Annotated in this window: 15 protein-coding genes; 4 read left to right on the plus strand and 11 right to left on the minus strand. The window is 72.2% G+C overall.

Translation table 11 applies throughout. The features are described from left to right. Nucleotides 1-109: 109 nt before the first annotated feature. Together Ani05nite_RS26805 and Ani05nite_RS26810 are read right to left on the minus strand one after the other, a co-directional pair. On the minus strand, nucleotides 110-2,284 hold the full coding sequence (locus Ani05nite_RS26805; RefSeq protein ID WP_203772768.1) for a bifunctional glycosyltransferase/CDP-glycerol:glycerophosphate glycerophosphotransferase: 2,175 nt from the start codon (nucleotides 2,282-2,284) through the stop codon (nucleotides 110-112). After that, on the minus strand, nucleotides 2,281-4,296 hold the full coding sequence (locus tag Ani05nite_RS26810) for a DUF5941 domain-containing protein (RefSeq protein WP_203772770.1): 2,016 nt from the start codon (nucleotides 4,294-4,296) through the stop codon (nucleotides 2,281-2,283). Before Ani05nite_RS26810 ends, Ani05nite_RS26805 begins: the two co-directional genes overlap by 4 nt. 220 nt (nucleotides 4,297-4,516) lie before the next feature. Here Ani05nite_RS26810 and Ani05nite_RS26815 point away from each other — a divergent pair, with 220 nt between their 5' ends. Continuing rightward, nucleotides 4,517-4,699 carry a PspC domain-containing protein gene (locus Ani05nite_RS26815; RefSeq protein WP_203772772.1) on the plus strand — a complete coding sequence of 61 codons (183 nt, stop codon included), beginning with the start codon at nucleotides 4,517-4,519 and terminating at the stop codon, nucleotides 4,697-4,699. A gap of 51 nt (nucleotides 4,700-4,750) precedes the next feature. Here the strand turns inward: Ani05nite_RS26815 and Ani05nite_RS26820 are convergent, their stop codons facing one another. The 7 genes from Ani05nite_RS26820 to pdxH form a co-directional block, all read right to left on the minus strand. Beyond that, nucleotides 4,751-5,527 carry a DUF4230 domain-containing protein gene (locus tag Ani05nite_RS26820; RefSeq protein WP_203772774.1) on the minus strand — a complete coding sequence of 259 codons (777 nt, stop codon included), beginning with the start codon at nucleotides 5,525-5,527 and terminating at the stop codon, nucleotides 4,751-4,753. 61 nt (nucleotides 5,528-5,588) lie between these two features. Further along, nucleotides 5,589-6,758, minus strand: coding sequence for an acyl-CoA dehydrogenase family protein (locus Ani05nite_RS26825; protein WP_203772776.1), 1,170 nt, complete (start codon nucleotides 6,756-6,758; stop codon nucleotides 5,589-5,591). Nucleotides 6,759-6,776: 18 nt separating this feature from the next. Further along, on the minus strand, nucleotides 6,777-7,073 hold the full coding sequence (locus tag Ani05nite_RS26830) for a type II toxin-antitoxin system VapB family antitoxin (RefSeq protein WP_203772778.1): 297 nt from the start codon (nucleotides 7,071-7,073) through the stop codon (nucleotides 6,777-6,779). Nucleotides 7,074-7,200: 127 nt separating this feature from the next. After that, nucleotides 7,201-7,845, minus strand: a complete 645-nt coding sequence (locus tag Ani05nite_RS26835) for a nitroreductase family protein (protein ID WP_203772780.1) — start codon at nucleotides 7,843-7,845, stop codon at nucleotides 7,201-7,203. A gap of 2 nt (nucleotides 7,846-7,847) precedes the next feature. Continuing rightward, nucleotides 7,848-8,777: an aldose 1-epimerase family protein gene (locus Ani05nite_RS26840; RefSeq protein ID WP_203772782.1), complete on the minus strand. Its 930-nt coding sequence runs from the start codon at nucleotides 8,775-8,777 to the stop codon at nucleotides 7,848-7,850. Nucleotides 8,778-8,787: 10 nt separating this feature from the next. Continuing rightward, on the minus strand, nucleotides 8,788-10,155 hold the full coding sequence (locus Ani05nite_RS26845) for an MFS transporter (protein ID WP_203772784.1): 1,368 nt from the start codon (nucleotides 10,153-10,155) through the stop codon (nucleotides 8,788-8,790). Next, nucleotides 10,152-10,778 carry a pyridoxamine 5'-phosphate oxidase gene (pdxH, locus tag Ani05nite_RS26850; protein WP_203773175.1) on the minus strand — a complete coding sequence of 209 codons (627 nt, stop codon included), beginning with the start codon at nucleotides 10,776-10,778 and terminating at the stop codon, nucleotides 10,152-10,154. Before pdxH ends, Ani05nite_RS26845 begins: the two co-directional genes overlap by 4 nt. Nucleotides 10,779-10,982: 204 nt before the next feature. Here pdxH and Ani05nite_RS26855 point away from each other — a divergent pair, with 204 nt between their 5' ends. From Ani05nite_RS26855 to Ani05nite_RS26865, 3 genes are all read left to right on the plus strand, one after another. Beyond that, a complete protein-coding gene (locus tag Ani05nite_RS26855) occupies nucleotides 10,983-12,089 on the plus strand; it encodes a citrate synthase 2 (RefSeq protein WP_203772786.1) in 1,107 nt (368 codons plus the stop codon). Between the two features lie 30 nt (nucleotides 12,090-12,119). Beyond that, nucleotides 12,120-13,241: a phosphoserine transaminase gene (serC, locus tag Ani05nite_RS26860; RefSeq protein ID WP_203772788.1), complete on the plus strand. Its 1,122-nt coding sequence runs from the start codon at nucleotides 12,120-12,122 to the stop codon at nucleotides 13,239-13,241. Nucleotides 13,242-13,302: 61 nt separating this feature from the next. Then, nucleotides 13,303-14,562 (plus strand): pyridoxal phosphate-dependent aminotransferase, encoded by a 1,260-nt coding sequence (locus Ani05nite_RS26865; protein ID WP_203772790.1) that lies wholly within the window; start codon nucleotides 13,303-13,305, stop codon nucleotides 14,560-14,562. A 301-nt stretch (nucleotides 14,563-14,863) separates the two neighbouring features. Here the strand turns inward: Ani05nite_RS26865 and Ani05nite_RS26870 are convergent, their stop codons facing one another. Together Ani05nite_RS26870 and Ani05nite_RS26875 are read right to left on the minus strand one after the other, a co-directional pair. Further along, nucleotides 14,864-15,331 (minus strand): hypothetical protein, encoded by a 468-nt coding sequence (locus Ani05nite_RS26870; RefSeq protein WP_203772792.1) that lies wholly within the window; start codon nucleotides 15,329-15,331, stop codon nucleotides 14,864-14,866. A gap of 267 nt (nucleotides 15,332-15,598) precedes the next feature. Continuing rightward, nucleotides 15,599-16,093: a GNAT family N-acetyltransferase gene (locus Ani05nite_RS26875; RefSeq protein WP_203772794.1), complete on the minus strand. Its 495-nt coding sequence runs from the start codon at nucleotides 16,091-16,093 to the stop codon at nucleotides 15,599-15,601. Nucleotides 16,094-16,249: the final 156 nt, after the last annotated feature.

A 16,249-nucleotide genomic window follows, 5' to 3' on the forward strand; every position in this document is an offset into this window, starting at 1 on the left:
GTCACCCATTCGGGCGGGCCGGCGGGCCGGCTCATTGCACCGTCTGTGCAGGTCGCGGGCCGGAAGGGGGCCCGCGCAGGAAGAAACCGGCCACCGCTTACCGGAAGATTTACTTACCGATGCGGTCCGGCCACACCCGGCGCACGACCCGTTCCGCCGCCCCGCCGTCGTCCAGGTAGCAGAACCGCTCCCGGAACCGGGCCCGCCGGCCAGCCGCCTCGGCGCCGGACCAGGCGCCGCTGCCGAAGACGTCGACCAGCTCGGCGAAAGTGGTCGCCACCGCGCCCGGCGGCAGCTCCATCAGGTCGAAGTAGGCCCCGCGCAGCTCCCGGTAGGCCGCCCAGTCGGGCGCGAAGATCACCACGGGCCGGTCCAGCACGGCGAAGTCGAACATCGCCGACGAGTAGTCGGTGATCATCGCGTCGGCGGCGAGATAGAGGTCCTCGACGACGGGGTACGCCGACACGTCCAGGACCCGCCCACGCCGCGCCCCGGTCCGCTGGCCCGCGGCCACGTGGAAGTAGTGCGCGCGTACCAGCAGGACGGTGTCCGGTCCCAGCCGGTCGGCGAACGCCTGCACGTCCAGCACCTGCTCGCCGGGCCGCAGCCACTCCCGGTGGGTCGGGGTGTAGAGGACGACCCGCTCGTCCGGGCCGATGCCGAGCTGCTCGCGGGCCGCGGCGGTGTCCGCCGGGGTGGCCACCGCCAGCCGGTCGTTGCGCGGGTAGCCGACCTCGAGCGTCTCGTGGCGGCACGGGTACGCCCGCTCCCAGGCGATCGTGGTGTGCGCGTTCGCCGTGATGCTGAAGTCCCAGCGGTCCGCCCGGCGCATCTGCGCCCGGAAGTCCTGGTCCTTGGCGGCGGCCGGATGATCGGCCTGGTCCAGGCCCATCATCTTCAGCGGCGTGCCGTGATGCGTCATCACGTGCGTGCTGCCGGGGCGCTTGACCACCCAGTTCGGCCAGTTGACGTTGTTGATCATCCAGCGGGCCCGGGCCAGCGCGCGGTAGTACTCCCGGGACCCGGCGACCACGTAGTCGGTGCCCGGTGGCACGGCGCCGGTGCGCGACCGGCCGACCACCCACACGTTGCGCACGTCCGGGGCCAGCTCGGCCACCTTGGCGGCGATAGCGGCCGGGTTGCAGGTCACCCCGCGATACCAGTACGCCGCGTACAGGGCCAGCTTGTCGTCGACCGGCCGGCGCAGCTGGAGCCGGTAGTAGCGCTGGTAGAGGCTCTCCCGCAGGCGGCCGGCGACCCGGCGGGCCTTGCCCACCACCCGCCGCTTGAGCCGGCGCGCCCGCTTGACCAGCCGGGCCCCCCGCTCCGCCACCCGGAACGCCAGGAACGAGTTCCGCTCCACCAGCCGGTAGGGCACCCCCTCCAGGCCGGCCGGCGGCTCGTAGCCCGCCGCGGGCCGGTACCGGCCGAAGTGCTCCACGATCCGCTCGAAGAAGCGCCGGCGCGAACCCCGGGGCACCCGCTCGGCGTTGCGCAGGACGCTCAGGTAGTGCCAGAGCATCCGCTTGAACAGCGCCGGCCGCAGCGCCTCGGCCTGCGCCGAATAGGCGTCGACCATGCTGAACGCGTGCGCCCAGTGGTCGAAGATCTCGAAATGCCGGTCGCCCAGGGTCCGGGTGATCGCCCCGGTCCGCCGCTGCCGGTAGTGCACGCAGGTGCGCGGCAGCCCGCTGATCCGCTCGGCCGCGGCGAGCACCGGGTACGTGAACGAGACGTCCTCGTACCAGCCGGTCTCGAAGCGGAAGTCAAGCTTGACCAGCAGATCCCGGCGGACCACCTTGTTCCAGGCGACGTGCAGCACCCTGAGCACCCGCGGCCAGTCCGCCACCGTGAACGTCTCCGGGGCGTCCGCGAGCACCTTGGCGGCGCCGGCGGTCACCACCCGGCCGTCCCAGTGCACCCGGTCGAACCCGAAGATCAGCACGTCGGGGCCGGTGGCGGCGAGCCGGTCGGCGATCGCGGTGAGCGCGCCCTGGGCGAGCCAGTCGTCGCTGTCGACGAACCAGACGTACTCCCCGGTGGCGTGCTCCAGGCCCAGGTTGCGGGCCCGGCCCAGGCCGACGTTCTCCGGCGCGGTGATCACCCGGACCCGCGCGTCGCGCGCGGCGTACTCGGCCAGGATGGCGCCGCTGTAGTCGGGCGAGCAGTCGTCGACGGCCACCACCTCGAGATCGGTGAACGGCTGGTCGAGCAGCGAGTCCAGGCACTGGCGCAGGTAACCCTGCACCTTGTACACCGGCAGCACCACGCTCAGCAGGGTCATCGCTCACCTCCGGATCGCCAGTCCCGGACCGCCCCGGCGAGGAACGAGCCGCCGACGACGACGGCGAGCAGCAGCTCGCCGGCCACCGCGAACCCCGCGAGGGCACTCGCCACCACCAGCACGACCCGGCCGTCCCAGCCCAGCCACGCCCGCGCCGCGCCGGTCCCGGGCGCACCCTTCTCCATCCGGGCGGTCAGGTCGTAGTGATCAAGTGCCAGCACGAACAACAGCAGGAAAACGATCGGTGGCGGCACCGCGCAGATCAGGCCGACCGCGACCACCATCAGGTACTCGGCCGCCCGCAGCCCGGCCGGGACGAGCCAGTCCAGCGGGCCGGCGTGCCGCGCCCGGGCCGCGAGTCCGGCGCCGAGCACCAGCAGCGCGGCCGCGATCAGCCAGAGCGCCGCGTCGCCCGCGCGGAGCTGCCTGATCTCGACACCGGCGCCGAGCCACACGCCCACCTCGGTGCCGCCCGGCACCCAGCCGGCCAGCCGGCCGACCACCAGGGCCAGCGCGGCCAGGGCGGCGACCACGGCGCCGAGCAGCGGGGCCCGGACCTTCGCGGCGCTCAGGACCGTGCGGACCAGCGGGCCGTCGTCGCGGTGGCGCGACGTGTCGACCGTGTCGAGCACGCCGACGCGCATCGAGAGCGAGCGCAACGAGCGCAACCCCAGGGTGTACGCGGCGGCGAGCAGCCCCCACCCGACCACGGCGGCCAGCGCCACCCGCCCGTTGCCCAGCGCGGCCAGGACGGCGATCAGCGCCCAGCGCTCGCCGATCGGGAAGACCACGATCCGCTTGAGCCAGTACGCGGCCGACCCGGTGTCCGCCTGGACCCGGTTCGAGGCCCGGCTCAGCCGCGCCCCCACGCCGCCGCCCGCGTCGGTGTTGCCCGCGGTGCCGACGGACTGGCGGGCCGCGGCCTCGTCATGCAGGGCGCCGTACCAGGTGTCGGTCATGTGGCGGACCGTCTGCAGCACGATGGCGGTGATCGCCAGCGGCCACGCGTACGGCAGGCCGGAGCGCTCGGCGCCGGCGGCGAGGCCGGCGTAGACGGCGTACTCCTTGGCCCGGTCGGCCATCGTGTCGAGCCAGCCGCCGAAGGCGCCGAACCGCCGGGTGTAGCGGGCCAGCTGGCCGTCCACGCAGTCCAGCACGAAGCCGAGGTAGAGCAGGACCGCGCCGGCGACCAGCGCGGGCCGCGAACCCGCCCAGAAGGCCAGCGCGGCGGCCACGGCGAAGAGCACGGACATCGCGGTGACCCCACTCGGGGTCAGACCCAGCCGGGCGCACAGCTTGGTGACCAGCGGGGACCAGGTGCTCACCGCGTACGTCGTGAAGAAGTCGTCCTTCTCCTTGACCGCCAGCCGCAGCAGCGCGGCGTCCTCGTCCACGGCGGCGACCGCGGCCCGGGCGGCCGTGAGCTGGGCGCCGGAGCGCACCCGCTCGGCGTGCAGCAGCCGGACCCGGGTGGCGATGGGCACGAGACCGGCCTCGAGCAGCGCGCCCAGCAACACGTCGATGACGTCGCGCTGCGCGGTCGCGGTGGCCGTACCGGTCGCTTCGGCGGCGGGCGCGCGCCCCGAACGCGTGGCCGCCTCCTCGGCGGCGGCCGCGAGGATCGGCAGGTCGGCCGGGGCGATGCTGAGCGCGCCGAGGAAGTGCGCCGTCCCGTCGGTGGCGGGAACCAGCCGGCCCCGCTCCTCGCGCAGGTCGCCGCCGTCCCGCGCGACCACCAGGGCGGTGCTGCGGCCGGCCGGCTCGGTGGCCAGCGTCCGCAGCAGGCTCGGGTGCGCGACCAGGTTGTCCGCGCAGAGCAGCAGTGGCTCCCCGGCCCCGGCCGCGAGCCGGGCGATCTCGCGCAGCTGGGCCGCCACCTCGAGGCCCTCCACCGGGGTGACGGTGGTGGCCCCGGCCGCGGCGAGCGCCGCGGTCAGCTCGTCGGCGAGCCGGCGGGCGGCACCCGGATCGAGGTCGTTGCCGGTGCTCCCGCACAGCACGGCGAGCGTCACCGCGACATCCCTCCCACCTCAGACCGCCGGGCACGCGGTGCGTGGGGGGCGGAAATCGCCCCGATGTTAACAGCGGTCCGGCAAGGGGTACGGGTAGCCCTTACGGGAATGTGAAGGACGTTCTCCACCTCGGGACCGAGGGCGGGGCCCGCACCGGCGCATACCGTGGAACGCGGTGGCGGCGCTCGGCTGCCACCAGCACCGATGGGGAGTGAGTGACGTGACCCGCCGACTGGCCCGGCCCCGCGACGACCGATGGATCGCCGGCGTTTGTTCCGCCCTGGCACGCCGGTTCGGAGTCTCCTCCGGAGTGATGCGGCTGATCTTCGTGGTCTCCTGCCTGCTGCCCGGACCGCAGTTCCTGATCTACCTCATCCTCTGGGTGCTGCTGCCCAACGAGTGACCTGACCACGGCGGCGCCCCTCCCCCATCCGGGAAGGGGCGCCGCCCTGCGTCAGGGAGCGGCGAAGGTGACCGTCACCGAGGTGTAGCCCAGGCTGGTGAGCAGGCCGGAGAGCATCTTCTCGGTGTTGTCCCGGGCCCGCTGGTCGAGCCCGCTGTTCGTCGCGGCCTCGGTGATCCGCTGCTGGGCGAGCTGGTAGACCCGCTGCTGCTGGTTGGGGTTGCTCTTGAACGCGTCGCCGATGCGGTTGAGCAGCCCGCGCTCCTCGGCGACGACGTAACTGCGCTGCATGTCGAGCGCGGCCTGACCCTGCTGTGGGGCGGGCAGCTCGATCCGCACCGACTTGTCGGCATTGTTGACCTTGATCGCGCCCTCGGTGAGCGTCCCGAAGTCGACGTACTCCTCGACCGTGCCCGAGCCCACGAACAGCGTGCGCTTGTTGACCAGGAAGTCGGGGATGTTGTCCTTGCTCTCCTGCAGGTCGACGATGACCTGGAAGGTGCCGTCGGCCGCGACGTAGCGGCTCAGGTCGCGCATCGACTGCAGCAGCACCGGCTGGCTGCGGTCGGTGGTCTTGTCGGAGAACGGGTTGTCGAAGCTGGGCAGGACGTTGATCGCCCGCAGGCCGAGGCACATGGCCACGATCAGCGCGAAGACCACGCCGGTGAAGATGACGACGCGGGCGAACGCGCCGAGACCCGGCTTGGCCGGCGCGGCCGGGGCCGGATCGTCCACTGCTGGTGCGGGGCGGGTCGCCACCTGCTCCTCGCCATCGCCGCCGAGCGGATACTCCCGGGTCGGCTCGTCGACGTCACGCGAACTTGCCATCGGTGCTCACCCCCTCCTTCTGCCGCCAACGGTACGGAAGGGGTACGACACTCGCATCCGGTCAGCCGGCAAACGCGCTCAGATCCGTCAATTTCTGGCCGATCACCAGCTGGTGGATCTCCGAGGTTCCCTCGTACGTGAGCACACTTTCGAGGTTGTTGGCGTGCCGGAGGACCGGATACTCGCCGCTGATGCCGTTGGCGCCGAGGATCGTGCGGCACTGCCGGGCGATCTTGATGGCCTCCCGGACGTTGTTCAGCTTGCCCACGCTGACCTGCTCGGGGCGCAGGCCCACCGCGTCGTGGCGGCGGCCGAGGTGCAACGCGAGCAGGTAGCCCTTCTGCAGCTCCAGGGTCATGTCGGCCAGCTTCGCCTGGGTCAGCTGGAAACCGGCGATCGGGCGGCCGAACTGCTCGCGGCTGACCGCGTACGCGATCGCGGTCTCCAGGCAGTCGCGGGCCGCGCCCAGCGCGCCCCAGACGATGCCGAACCGCGCCTCGGTCAGGCAGGACAGCGGGGCCTTGAGGCCCCGGGCGGTGGGCAGCCGCGCCGACTCCGGCACCCGGACGTCGTCCAGGGTGATCTCGCCGGTGGCCGAGGCGCGCAGCGACAGCTTGCGCTTGACCTCGCGGGCGGTGAACCCCTCGGCCGAGGTCGGCACGGCGAAACCGGCCACCCCCTCGGAGGTGCGGGCCCAGATCACGGCCACGTCGGCGACCGGCGCATTGGTGATCCACATCTTGCCGCCGGTGAGCACCCAGTCGTCGCCGTCGCGCCGCGCCCGGGTCGCCATGTTCGCCGGGTCGGAGCCGTGGTCCGGCTCGGTGAGCCCGAAGCAGCCCAGGAGCTCGCCCGCGGCCATGCCGGGCAGCCAGCGCTGCTTCTGCTCCTCGCTGCCGTACTTCCAGATGGCGTACATCGCCAGCGAGCCCTGCACGGAGACCAGCGAGCGCACGCCCGAGTCGGCGGCCTCCAGCTCCAGGCAGGCCAGCCCGTACGAGACCGCGGAGGCGCCGGCGCAGCCGTACCCGGTCAGGTGCATGCCGAGCAGGCCCAGCTTGCCGAACTCGAGGGACAGGTCGCGGACGGGCACCTCGCCGCGCTCGTACCAGTCGGCGACGAAGGGGCGGACCCGGTCGTCGACGACCCGGCGGGTGAGCGCGCGCACGTCGCGCTCCTCGTCGGTCAGCAGCGCGTCCAGGTCGAGGAGATCCAGCGGGGATACGGCCATACCCATAAACTAGCGGTGTTAGTTGTCGATGACGAGCACTCTCGCGTGGATCTGGTTGCGCTGCTGCAACGCGGCGCGCAGCGCGCGGTGCAGGCCGTCCTCCAGGTAGAGACCGCCCTGCCACTCCACGACGTGCGGGAACAGGTCGCCGTAGAACGTCGAGTCCTCGGCCAGCAGCTTGTCCAGGGCCAGCTCACGCTTGGTGGTGATGAGATCGGCCAGCCGGATGGGGCGGGGCGGGATCTCGGCCCATCTCTTGAGTGTCGTGTGATGGTCGGGGTACGGCGCTCCGTCCCGTACCGCTTTGAAGATCACGACGGCACGCTCCCCTCCGGTCCCTCACGCACGTCGGCCCGCACGGCGGCCGGCCCTGCCTGCCAGCCTAGCGAGCCGCCAGCCTATCGACCGGCCTGCGCCCCCGCCGCGTCGCCCGGTGCGGGTGTTACCCGTCCGAGGGCGCTCGCGGCGCGGTCCACCGGCCATGATGCACCACTTCGTCCACCGCGCGGTGCCCGCGGCGCAGTGACGGTGACCTCTTGTCGGGCGCCGGATAGCCGATCGTCAGCGCGCCCACCGGCCGAAATTCCGCGGGTACGCCGAAAGCGTCCCGAAATGCACCGATCCGGTCGGCCGGCACGCCGAAGAACAGCGAGCCCAGCCCCTCGTTCACCGCGGTCAGGTGGATGAGCAACGCGGCGAAGCCGGTGTCCACATCCCAGTACGGCACCGGCCAGCGGCTCTCGTCGCGGTCGGTCCAGCCCTTGTCCGGCTGGGCGTAGCGGTCCAGATAGACCGACTTGTTGGCCAGCGCCACGATGATCAGCGGCGCCGAGCGCATCCGGTCCAGCCAGGAGCCGGCCGCCGCACGCTCCGCCGCGGTGTCACCCCGCGGCGCGGTCACCGACCAGTAGCGCTCGCGGTCGGCCGGCTCGCTCAGCACCAGGAAGCCCCAGCCCTGGGAGAAGCCGGCCGACGGCGCCCGCAGCGCGTGCCGGAGCAGCTTGTCGACGAGCTCCGGCGGCACCGGCCGCTCCGGATCGTAGGTGCGCACCATCCGGCGCCGGCGCAGGACCTCGTCGAACTCCATGGTCAGGCCGCCGCGGGCCGGACACCCCAGGAGGCCCGCCAGGTCTGCCCGGGCGCCAGCACGATCAGGTCGCGGCCGGAGCGGAAGGCGTCCGGCGGGCAGGTCATCGGCTCGATCGCCACCGACCGGCGGAACCGCTCGCCGTGCAGCGTGTCGCCGGTGAAGACCTGCCACCAGCCGAAGGTCTCGTCGGCCCAGACTGTGACCGAGTGCGCGCCGCCGGGCGCGGCGATGGTGACCGCGGAACCGCCGTCGGCCGCCCGGTCCAGGTCGCCCCACGTGGTGTCCAGCACCGCCGCGCCGATCCGCCGGGGCTCGGTGTAGTCGTACTCGGTGCCGGCCACCGCGACCGCGCCGATCGGCAGCAGCCGCGCGTCGGCCAGGACCCGGCTGCGGCCGGGCACGTGCAGCAGGATGTCGTCGACCGCGACGCCGGGCAGCTGCAGGTACGGGTGGACCGAGAAGCCCCAGGGCGCGTTCTGGTCGCCGGTGTTGACCACCTCGGTGTCCGAGCGCAGCCCGTCGGCGGAAACGCTCCACCGGATCCGCAGGGTGAGCGCCCACGGGTAACCCACCTGCGGCGGCAGGTCGAACTCCACCGTCACCGCGTCGCCGGACTGGTCCACGAGCTTCCACCGCGACCAGTTGGTCAGCCCGTGGATGGCGTTGTGCCGGGCCGGTTCGGTGAGCGCCAGCTGGTGCGCGGTGTCCTCGAAGGTGTAATGGCCGTCGCGGATCCGGTTCGGCCACGGTGCGAGGATCTGGCCGGCCGAGGCGGGCGAGATCTCGTCCGGGCCGAAGCCGTCCAGCACCTCCCAGCCGTCCACGGAGTAATGGCGCAGGGCGCCACCCACTTCCGCGATCACCACCCGGTGACCCTCGGCCTCGATCGACCATTGCAGTCCGGATTTCGCCGCCACGACGTCAGTCATGCCGCTGACATTATCGGTTGCCGTCCGCGTCGGCGTGGTGACGGTCGTCCGCGTCCACGAGCTGGTCTCCCGGGTCGGCGGGCGGCCGGTACCGGAGCAGCGCCGGGAAGGCCAGCGCGAGCACCACCGCGAGCCCGGCGGCCGCGAAGCCGCCGCCGGCCCAGGAGGCGGCCGGGCCGGTCAGGTCGGCGGTGGCGCCCGCCCGCAGGTCGCCCAGGCGGGGACCGCCGGCCACCACGACGGTGAAGACGCCCTGCAGGCGCCCGCGCAGCCGGTCGGGCGCGAACGTCTGCAGAATGGACTGCCGGTAGACCGCGCTGACCAGATCCGCCGCGCCGCCGACCGCGAGCAGCAGCACCATCAGCCACAGCGAGGGCGCCAACCCGGCCAGCCCGACCGCGATCCCCCAGCCCACGACGGCCAGCACCAGCGCGACGCCCTGCCGCTTGACCCGCCCGATCCAGCCGGAGGTCAGGCCGCCGAGCACCGAGCCGATCGCGACGGCGGCGAACAGCCAGCCCACGGCCGAGCCGCCGTCGAAGCGGTTCTCGGCGATCTCGGGGAACAGCGCCCGCGGCATGGCCAGCACCATCGCCACGATGTCCACCGCGAAGGAGAGCAGCAGCACCGGCTGGGTGCCCAGGAACCGCAGCCCGTCGGCGATGCCGCGCAGGCCGGCGGTGGGCCGGGCGGTCACCCCGTCGTCATGCACCGGCGGGATCGGCGGCAGCCGCCAGGTGGCCCAGAACGAGACGGTGAACAGCGCCGCGTCGACGGCGTACGCGATGGTCACGCCGGCGTCGGTCGACCAGGCGCCGAAGATCAGACCCGCGGCCAGCGGGCCCAGCACCCCGCCCGCGGTGGTGGTCGTGTAGGCCAGCGTGTTGGCCGCCGGAACCAGGGCCGCCGGCACGATCCGGGGGATGATCGCCTGCCGGGCCGGCGAGCTGATGGCGAAACCGGCCGACTGCACCGCCGTCAGGACCAGCAGCACCACCGGGCTGCGCAGGCCGACCAGGGCCTGGGCCAGCAGGCCGGCGGTGGCCGACCAGGCCAGCGTGGAGCTGGCCAGCAGCAGCTTGCGGCGGTCCACCACGTCGGCCGCCGCGCCGCCCCACAGCCCGAAGATCAGCAACGGGATCAGGGCGGCGAGCCCGAGCAGCCCCACCCACGCCGACGAGCGGGTGATCGCGAACATCTCCACCGGCACGGCGACCGAGGTGAACTGGAAGCCGAAGTACGCGACCCCGTTGCCCACCCACATCCGCCGGTACGCGACCCCGCGCAGCGGCCGGACGTCGATGACCCAGCTCCGCCGGCGTCCCTCCAGCGCCTCCTCGGTGACCTCCGCCGCGGCCTCGACCGGCTCCTGACTCACGGAGCGAGCCGCTCGACGACCCAGCCCGCGGTCGTCCGGCGGAAACGCAACCTGTCGTGCAGCCGGTTGCTGCGGCCCTGCCAGAACTCGACGGTCTCCGGCACGACCCGCAGGCCGCCCCAGTGCGGCGGGGCCGGGATCGGACCCTCGGCGCCGAAGCGCTCCACGGCGGCGGCCAGCCCGGCCTCGACCGCGGCCCGGTCGGCGAGCACCTGACTCTGCGGGCTGGCCCACGCGCCCAGCTGGGAGCCGCGCGGCCGGGTCGCGAAGTACTCCTCCGTCTCGGCCCGTTCCACCCGCTCCACCGCGCCGGCCACCAGCACCTGCCGCTGCATCGCGAACCACGGGAAGACCAGGCTCGCCGCCGGGTTGGCCAGCGCCTCGGCGCCCTTGCGCGAGGTGTAGTTGGTGAAGAAGACGAAGCCGCGCTCGTCGTAGCCCTTGAGCAGCACCGTGCGGGCGCTGGGCCGGGCCCGGGCGTCGGCGGTGGCGACGATCATGGCGTTGGGCTCGGGCAGCCCGGCCGCGGTGGCCTCGGCGAACCAGCGGGCGAACTGGCCGGTCCAGTCGGCGGCCAGGTCGGACTCGAGCAGCGCGCCCCGCTCGGTGTAGTCCCGGCGCATGCCGGCGGGCGAGGGGGGTTCGGGGATCACACGCTCTCCTTAAGCCGCAATGACGAATCGAACCTAAGTCCCGGACGGGAGCCCGTCGCCTCGGCGAGGATAGGTGTCGCCGACCACACATTTCCGCGGGTCGACCGCCGGTCACCCAGCGGGCAAGATGAAACACCCACGGCTTCGTCCGGCCGGGATCCCAGGAGGCGCATCGTGTCCGATTTCAAGCCCGGCCTGGAAGGCGTCATCGCCTTCGAGACCGAGATCGCCGAGCCCGACCGGGCCGGCGGCGCGCTGCGCTACCGGGGCGTCGACATCGAGGACCTGATCGGCCAGGTCTCGTTCGGCAACGTGTGGGCGCTGCTCGTCGACGGCCGCTTCGGGCCCGGGCTGCCGCCGGCCGAGCCCTTCCCGGTGCCGGTGCACTCCGGCGACATCCGCGTCGACGTGCAGTCCGCCGTGGCCATGCTGGCGCCGTACTGGGGGCTCGACCAGCTCCTGGACATCGACGACGAGCAGGTCCGCACCGACCTGGCCCGGGTCTCGGTGACCGCGCTGTCCTTCGTAGCCCAGGCCGCCCGCGGGCTGGGCCTGCCGGCCGTGCCGCAGCGCGACATCGACAAGGCGCAGACGATCGTCGAGCGCTTCATGAAGCGCTGGCGCGGCGAGCCCGACCCGCGGCACGTCAAGGCGGTCGACGCGTACTTCATCTCGGCGGCCGAGCACGGCCTCAACGCCTCCACCTTCACCGCCCGGATCGTCGCCTCGACCGGCGCGGACGCCGCGGCCTGCATCTCCTCCGGCATCGGCGCGCTCTCCGGCCCGCTGCACGGCGGCGCCCCGTCCCGGGTGCTGCACATGATCGAGGCCGTCGAGCGCAGCGGCGACGCGGAGGCGTACGTCAAGGGCGTGCTCGACCGCGGCGAGCGGCTGATGGGCTTCGGTCACCGGGTCTACCGCGCCGAGGACCCGCGGGCCCGCGTGCTGCGGCGCACGGCCAAGGAGCTGGGCGCGCCCCGCTTCGAGGTCGCCGAGGCGCTCGAGAAGGCCGCCCTGGCCGAGCTGCACGCCCGCAAGCCGGACAGGGTGCTGGCCACCAACGTCGAGTTCTGGTCGGCGGTCGTGCTCGACTTCGCCGAGGTGCCCGCGCACATGTTCACCTCGATGTTCACCTGCGCCCGGGTGGCCGGCTGGAGCGCGCACATCCTCGAGCAGAAGAGGCTCGGCCGGATCGTGCGCCCGAGCGCGCTCTACGTGGGACCGGAGCCGCGCAAGCCCCAGGAGGTCGAGGGCTGGGACGCGGTGCCGCATAATCTGTGACGGCTGACCGACCCGCTGGAAGGACCCCCCGTGGCTGACCCGATCCGGATTCCCGACGACCTCAAGCCCGTCGACGGGCGGTTCGGCTCCGGGCCGAGCAAGGTCCGCCCGGAGGGCGTCGAGGCGCTGTCCCGGGTGGCGACGACCTTCCTGGGCACGTCGCACCGCCAGCGCACGGTCAAGGACCAGGTGGCCCGCCTGCGCGCCGGCATCGCCGAGTTCTTCTCGGCCCCGGACGGCTACGAGGTGATCATCTCCAACGGCGGCACCAGCGCGTTCTGGGAGACCGCCACGTTCGGGCTGATCCGCGACAAGGCCCAGTTCGCGGAGTTCGGCGAGTTCGGCGCCAAGTTCGTCAAGGCGGTCCGGGACGCGCCGTTCCTGGCCGAGCCGACGGTGCACCGGGCGCCCGGCGGCAGCGCGGCCTACCTCACCGCCGAGGCGGGGGTGGACACGTACGCGAGCGTGCACAACGAGACCTCGACCGGGGTGGCCGTGCCGGTGCAGCGGGTGGCCGGCGCCGATCCCGGCGCGCTGGTGCTGACCGACGCCACCTCGGGCGGGGGCAGCCTCGAGGTCGACCTGACCCAGACCGACGTCTACTACCTGGCGCCGCAGAAGGCGTTCGGCTCCGACGGTGGCCTGTGGATCGCCCTGATGTCACCGGCCGCGATCGAGCGCGCCCACGAGATCAAGGCATCCGGGCGGTACATCCCGCAGTTCCTGGATCTGGTCACCGCGATCGAGCAGTCGAGGCTGGAGCAGACCTACAACACCCCGGCGCTGGCCACGGTGTTCCTGGCCGCCGAGCAGGTCGACTGGATGAACGCGCAGGGCGGGCTGGCCTGGGCGGCCAAGCGCAGCGCCGAGAGCGCCGCGGCGATCTACGGCTGGGCCGACCGCTCCGAGGTGGCCAGCCCGTTCGTCGCCGACCCGGCTCTGCGGTCGCAGGCGGTGGCCACCATCGACTTCGCCGACGGCATCGACGCGGCGGCGCTGGCCAAGGTGCTGCGGGCGAACGGCATCGTGGACACGGAGCCGTACCGCAAGCTCGGCCGCAACCAGCTCCGGGTGGCGCTCTACCCGACCGTCGACCCGGCGGACGTGGCCGCGCTGACCCGGTGCATCGATTACGTCATCCATAAGTTCTGAACGATCCCGTGACCCCTCCCGTACTGACGGGCGGCCAGGTCGCCGGACTCGGGAGGACACGATGGCACGGACAGGTATCGATACTTCGATCCTGCACAAGGGCGCGCACAGCGCGTCCTACTTCGATCTCTCCCGCAGCATGGACGCCGGCACCGAGATCGTGGACTTCTGCATCCCGTGCAATCCGTACTTCCCGACCCCGGAGATGTTCGACGAGCTGTCGCGCGACCTGAAGAACATCCTGAAGTACTACCCGAGCGACTCCGGCAGCATCACCAACAAGCTGGCCAGCGTCCTGGGTCTGCACCCGCAGACCGTGGCCATGGCCAACGGGTCCACCGAGCTGATCACCTGGATCGACCACCTCCTTGTCAAGGAGAGCGTCGCCATCCCGATCCCGACGTTCGGCCGGTGGACCGACCAGCCGCTGGAGACCGGCAAGCGGGTGGACATGTTCCCGCTGCAGGAACGCGACGGCTTCCGGCTCAACCTGGACGACTACGTGCGGTTCATCCGCGACCGCGGCTCCCGCGTCGCGGTGGTCTGCAACGTCAACAACCCGGACGGCAACTACCTGGCCCGCCGGGACGTCATCCGGTTCATGGACGCGCTCGGCGACCTCGACCTGGTGGTCATCGACGAGTCGTTCATCGACTTCTCCGACGCCGAGCAGTACCCGTCGGTGGGGCCGGACGCGGTGATCCGCCCGAACACGGTGGTCCTCAAGAGCCTGGGCAAGAACTTCGGCCTGCACGGCATCCGCTTCGGCTACCTGATGGCCAACCCGGCCATCGCCGGCAAGATCGGCAAGGCCCTGCCCAAGTGGAACCTGAACTCGCTGGCCGAGAAGGTCGTCTACATGATCCAGGAACACGACGACGAGTACGAGGACAGCCTGCGCCTGCTCAGCCGCGACCGCCGCACGATGGCCGGCGAACTGGCCCGCATCCCGGGGCTGACGGTCTTCCCGTCGCAGGGCAACTTCATCCTGGTCAAGCTGCCCACCGAATGGTCCGGGGTGGCGCTGCGCGACCACCTGGTGGCCAACCACGGCGTCTACACCCGCGAGTGCGGCAACAAGCTGGGCATGACCAGCCAGTTCATGCGCCTGGTGGTGCGCCCGGCGAGGGACGTGGACCGGCTCATCGACGGCATGCTCGACTACGGCCGCCAGTTCCGCGGCCGGTCGGCCTACGACGAGGACCCGCTGGAGGTCGGCCGCCGGTGGAGCACCACGGTGGACGAGGAACCGGACAACCTGATCCAGTACCCGACCCACCGCACCACGGACTACGCCGCCCGCCGCGCCGTGAACAGCTAGCTCGTCCTCCCCCTTCCCGGCCTTTCCGGCCTTTCCGGTATGCGACCTGGCTTTTTCCGGTACGCGATCCGGCGCGGCCAACCGCAGCAACCGGGGCTGGAGTCCCGCGGCTTCTGAGGTCCGTGCCGGGTCCAGGCCGAGGGATCCGCCGCCGGGCTGACCGCTCCCAGACTCCGTCTCGCAAATCACCGTTGGCGGTGGTCTGCAGGAAGTCGGACCACGCCGACGCGGGGGTGCTGGCTAACATCCTGCGCCGCGAGGCGCACGCCCACCGGCCGCTGCCGAACGACAGCGAACTCGTTCAGGCGGTCGCCGTGCCGGCCCCGGCTCGCCAGGATGCCAGCTGGCGCACCCGCGCCTCGAACGAGCTGCGGTCGCTGCCGCCGGGGTGCTTCCCGATGTTCCTTGCCGCATTCAACGACAGGAAAGGCGATCTGACCAGTGGGACGTGCTGAACGTAGGGTGCGCCGGTGTCGGCCAGCTTGCCGAGGCCGCCGGTGAAGCGTTCCGCCAGCAGCCGGACCACGCGATATTGACCGGCTTCCCCGGCCCGGCCGACGTGACCGGTGCCCGCGTCCCGGCCGAGATCGATGACGACCGTGTCCGGTTCCCCGACGCCAGCGCGTTGAAGGCTTACGCCGGGCGCGGCTCCGGTCACTCGCGCGTCCGAACCCAGCATCTCCATCACCCACCGCACGGTGAAGAACGACCGGCTCGCCGCTGCCGGATGTCTATTGGCCTTCGTCGCCACCGCCCACGTCGCACCCACCAAGCAGCACTATCAACGTCGACTGCCTGGCGACGGGAAAGCCCTACGACCCACCCAAGGCTTTCAAGAATCCGGCTCGAACACGAGAAGCAGCGCTCAACGCATGAGTCGCCGAACAACGGCGGTGACTGGCAGCACGACGACGGCGGCCAGACAAGTAATCACCCCACTCCCCGCAGACGCGCCGGCGGGGCGAGCGGACCGAATTCCCACGCCGCGGCGGCCAACTCGACCAGGCGGTCCGGACCCGGCACGGGCTGCGGTTGCTCACCCCGCAGCGCGTACCGGAAGGTCTTCGGTGTTCGGGGGATGCTGCCGCAGGGAGCGGACCATCACGATCTCGCCCTCGTCCAGCTCGCCCGTCTCGACGAAGCCCGCGGAGCGGTAGAGGCCGCGGGCGGTTTCGTTCGACGGCACGACGCTGAGGCGTACCCGGTCGGCCCCGCGCTCGCGGGCGATCCAGTCGACGGCCGCCTCGAGCGCCTGCCGCCCGAGTCCCCGGCCCTGGAACTGGTGCGCGATCATCAGCCGCACGATCATGTGTCCCGCGGCCGGGCGGTCCCGGTCGACCGGGTGGAACAGCACGAAGCCGACCAGGTCGTCGCCCGCGTAGACGGCCCGCGGCTCGGCGTCCGGAAGGATGTGGGTCTCGGCGATGCCCCGCACGTTGGGCGCGACGAAGGTCGACTGCTCCGGCCGTACGTCGAGCTTGATGACCGCCGCGAAGTTCTCCGCGGTGATCGGGCGCAGGTCGACTGTCATGCCGTCTTTGTAGGCTTGTCGCCGCGGCGCCGCAACGCCTTATCAGCGAAGATCATCTCTGCAGGTCAATGACTTTGACGGCGTGGCATACCCCCATCGGGTGACCGGGGCGCGTACCGTGTTCCGAAACGCGCCCGGGTGGCTGACTCTCGGGAG

Origin of the sequence: Actinoplanes nipponensis, assembly GCF_016862275.1 — a bacterium.
GTDB lineage: Bacteria > Actinomycetota > Actinomycetes > Mycobacteriales > Micromonosporaceae > Actinoplanes > Actinoplanes nipponensis.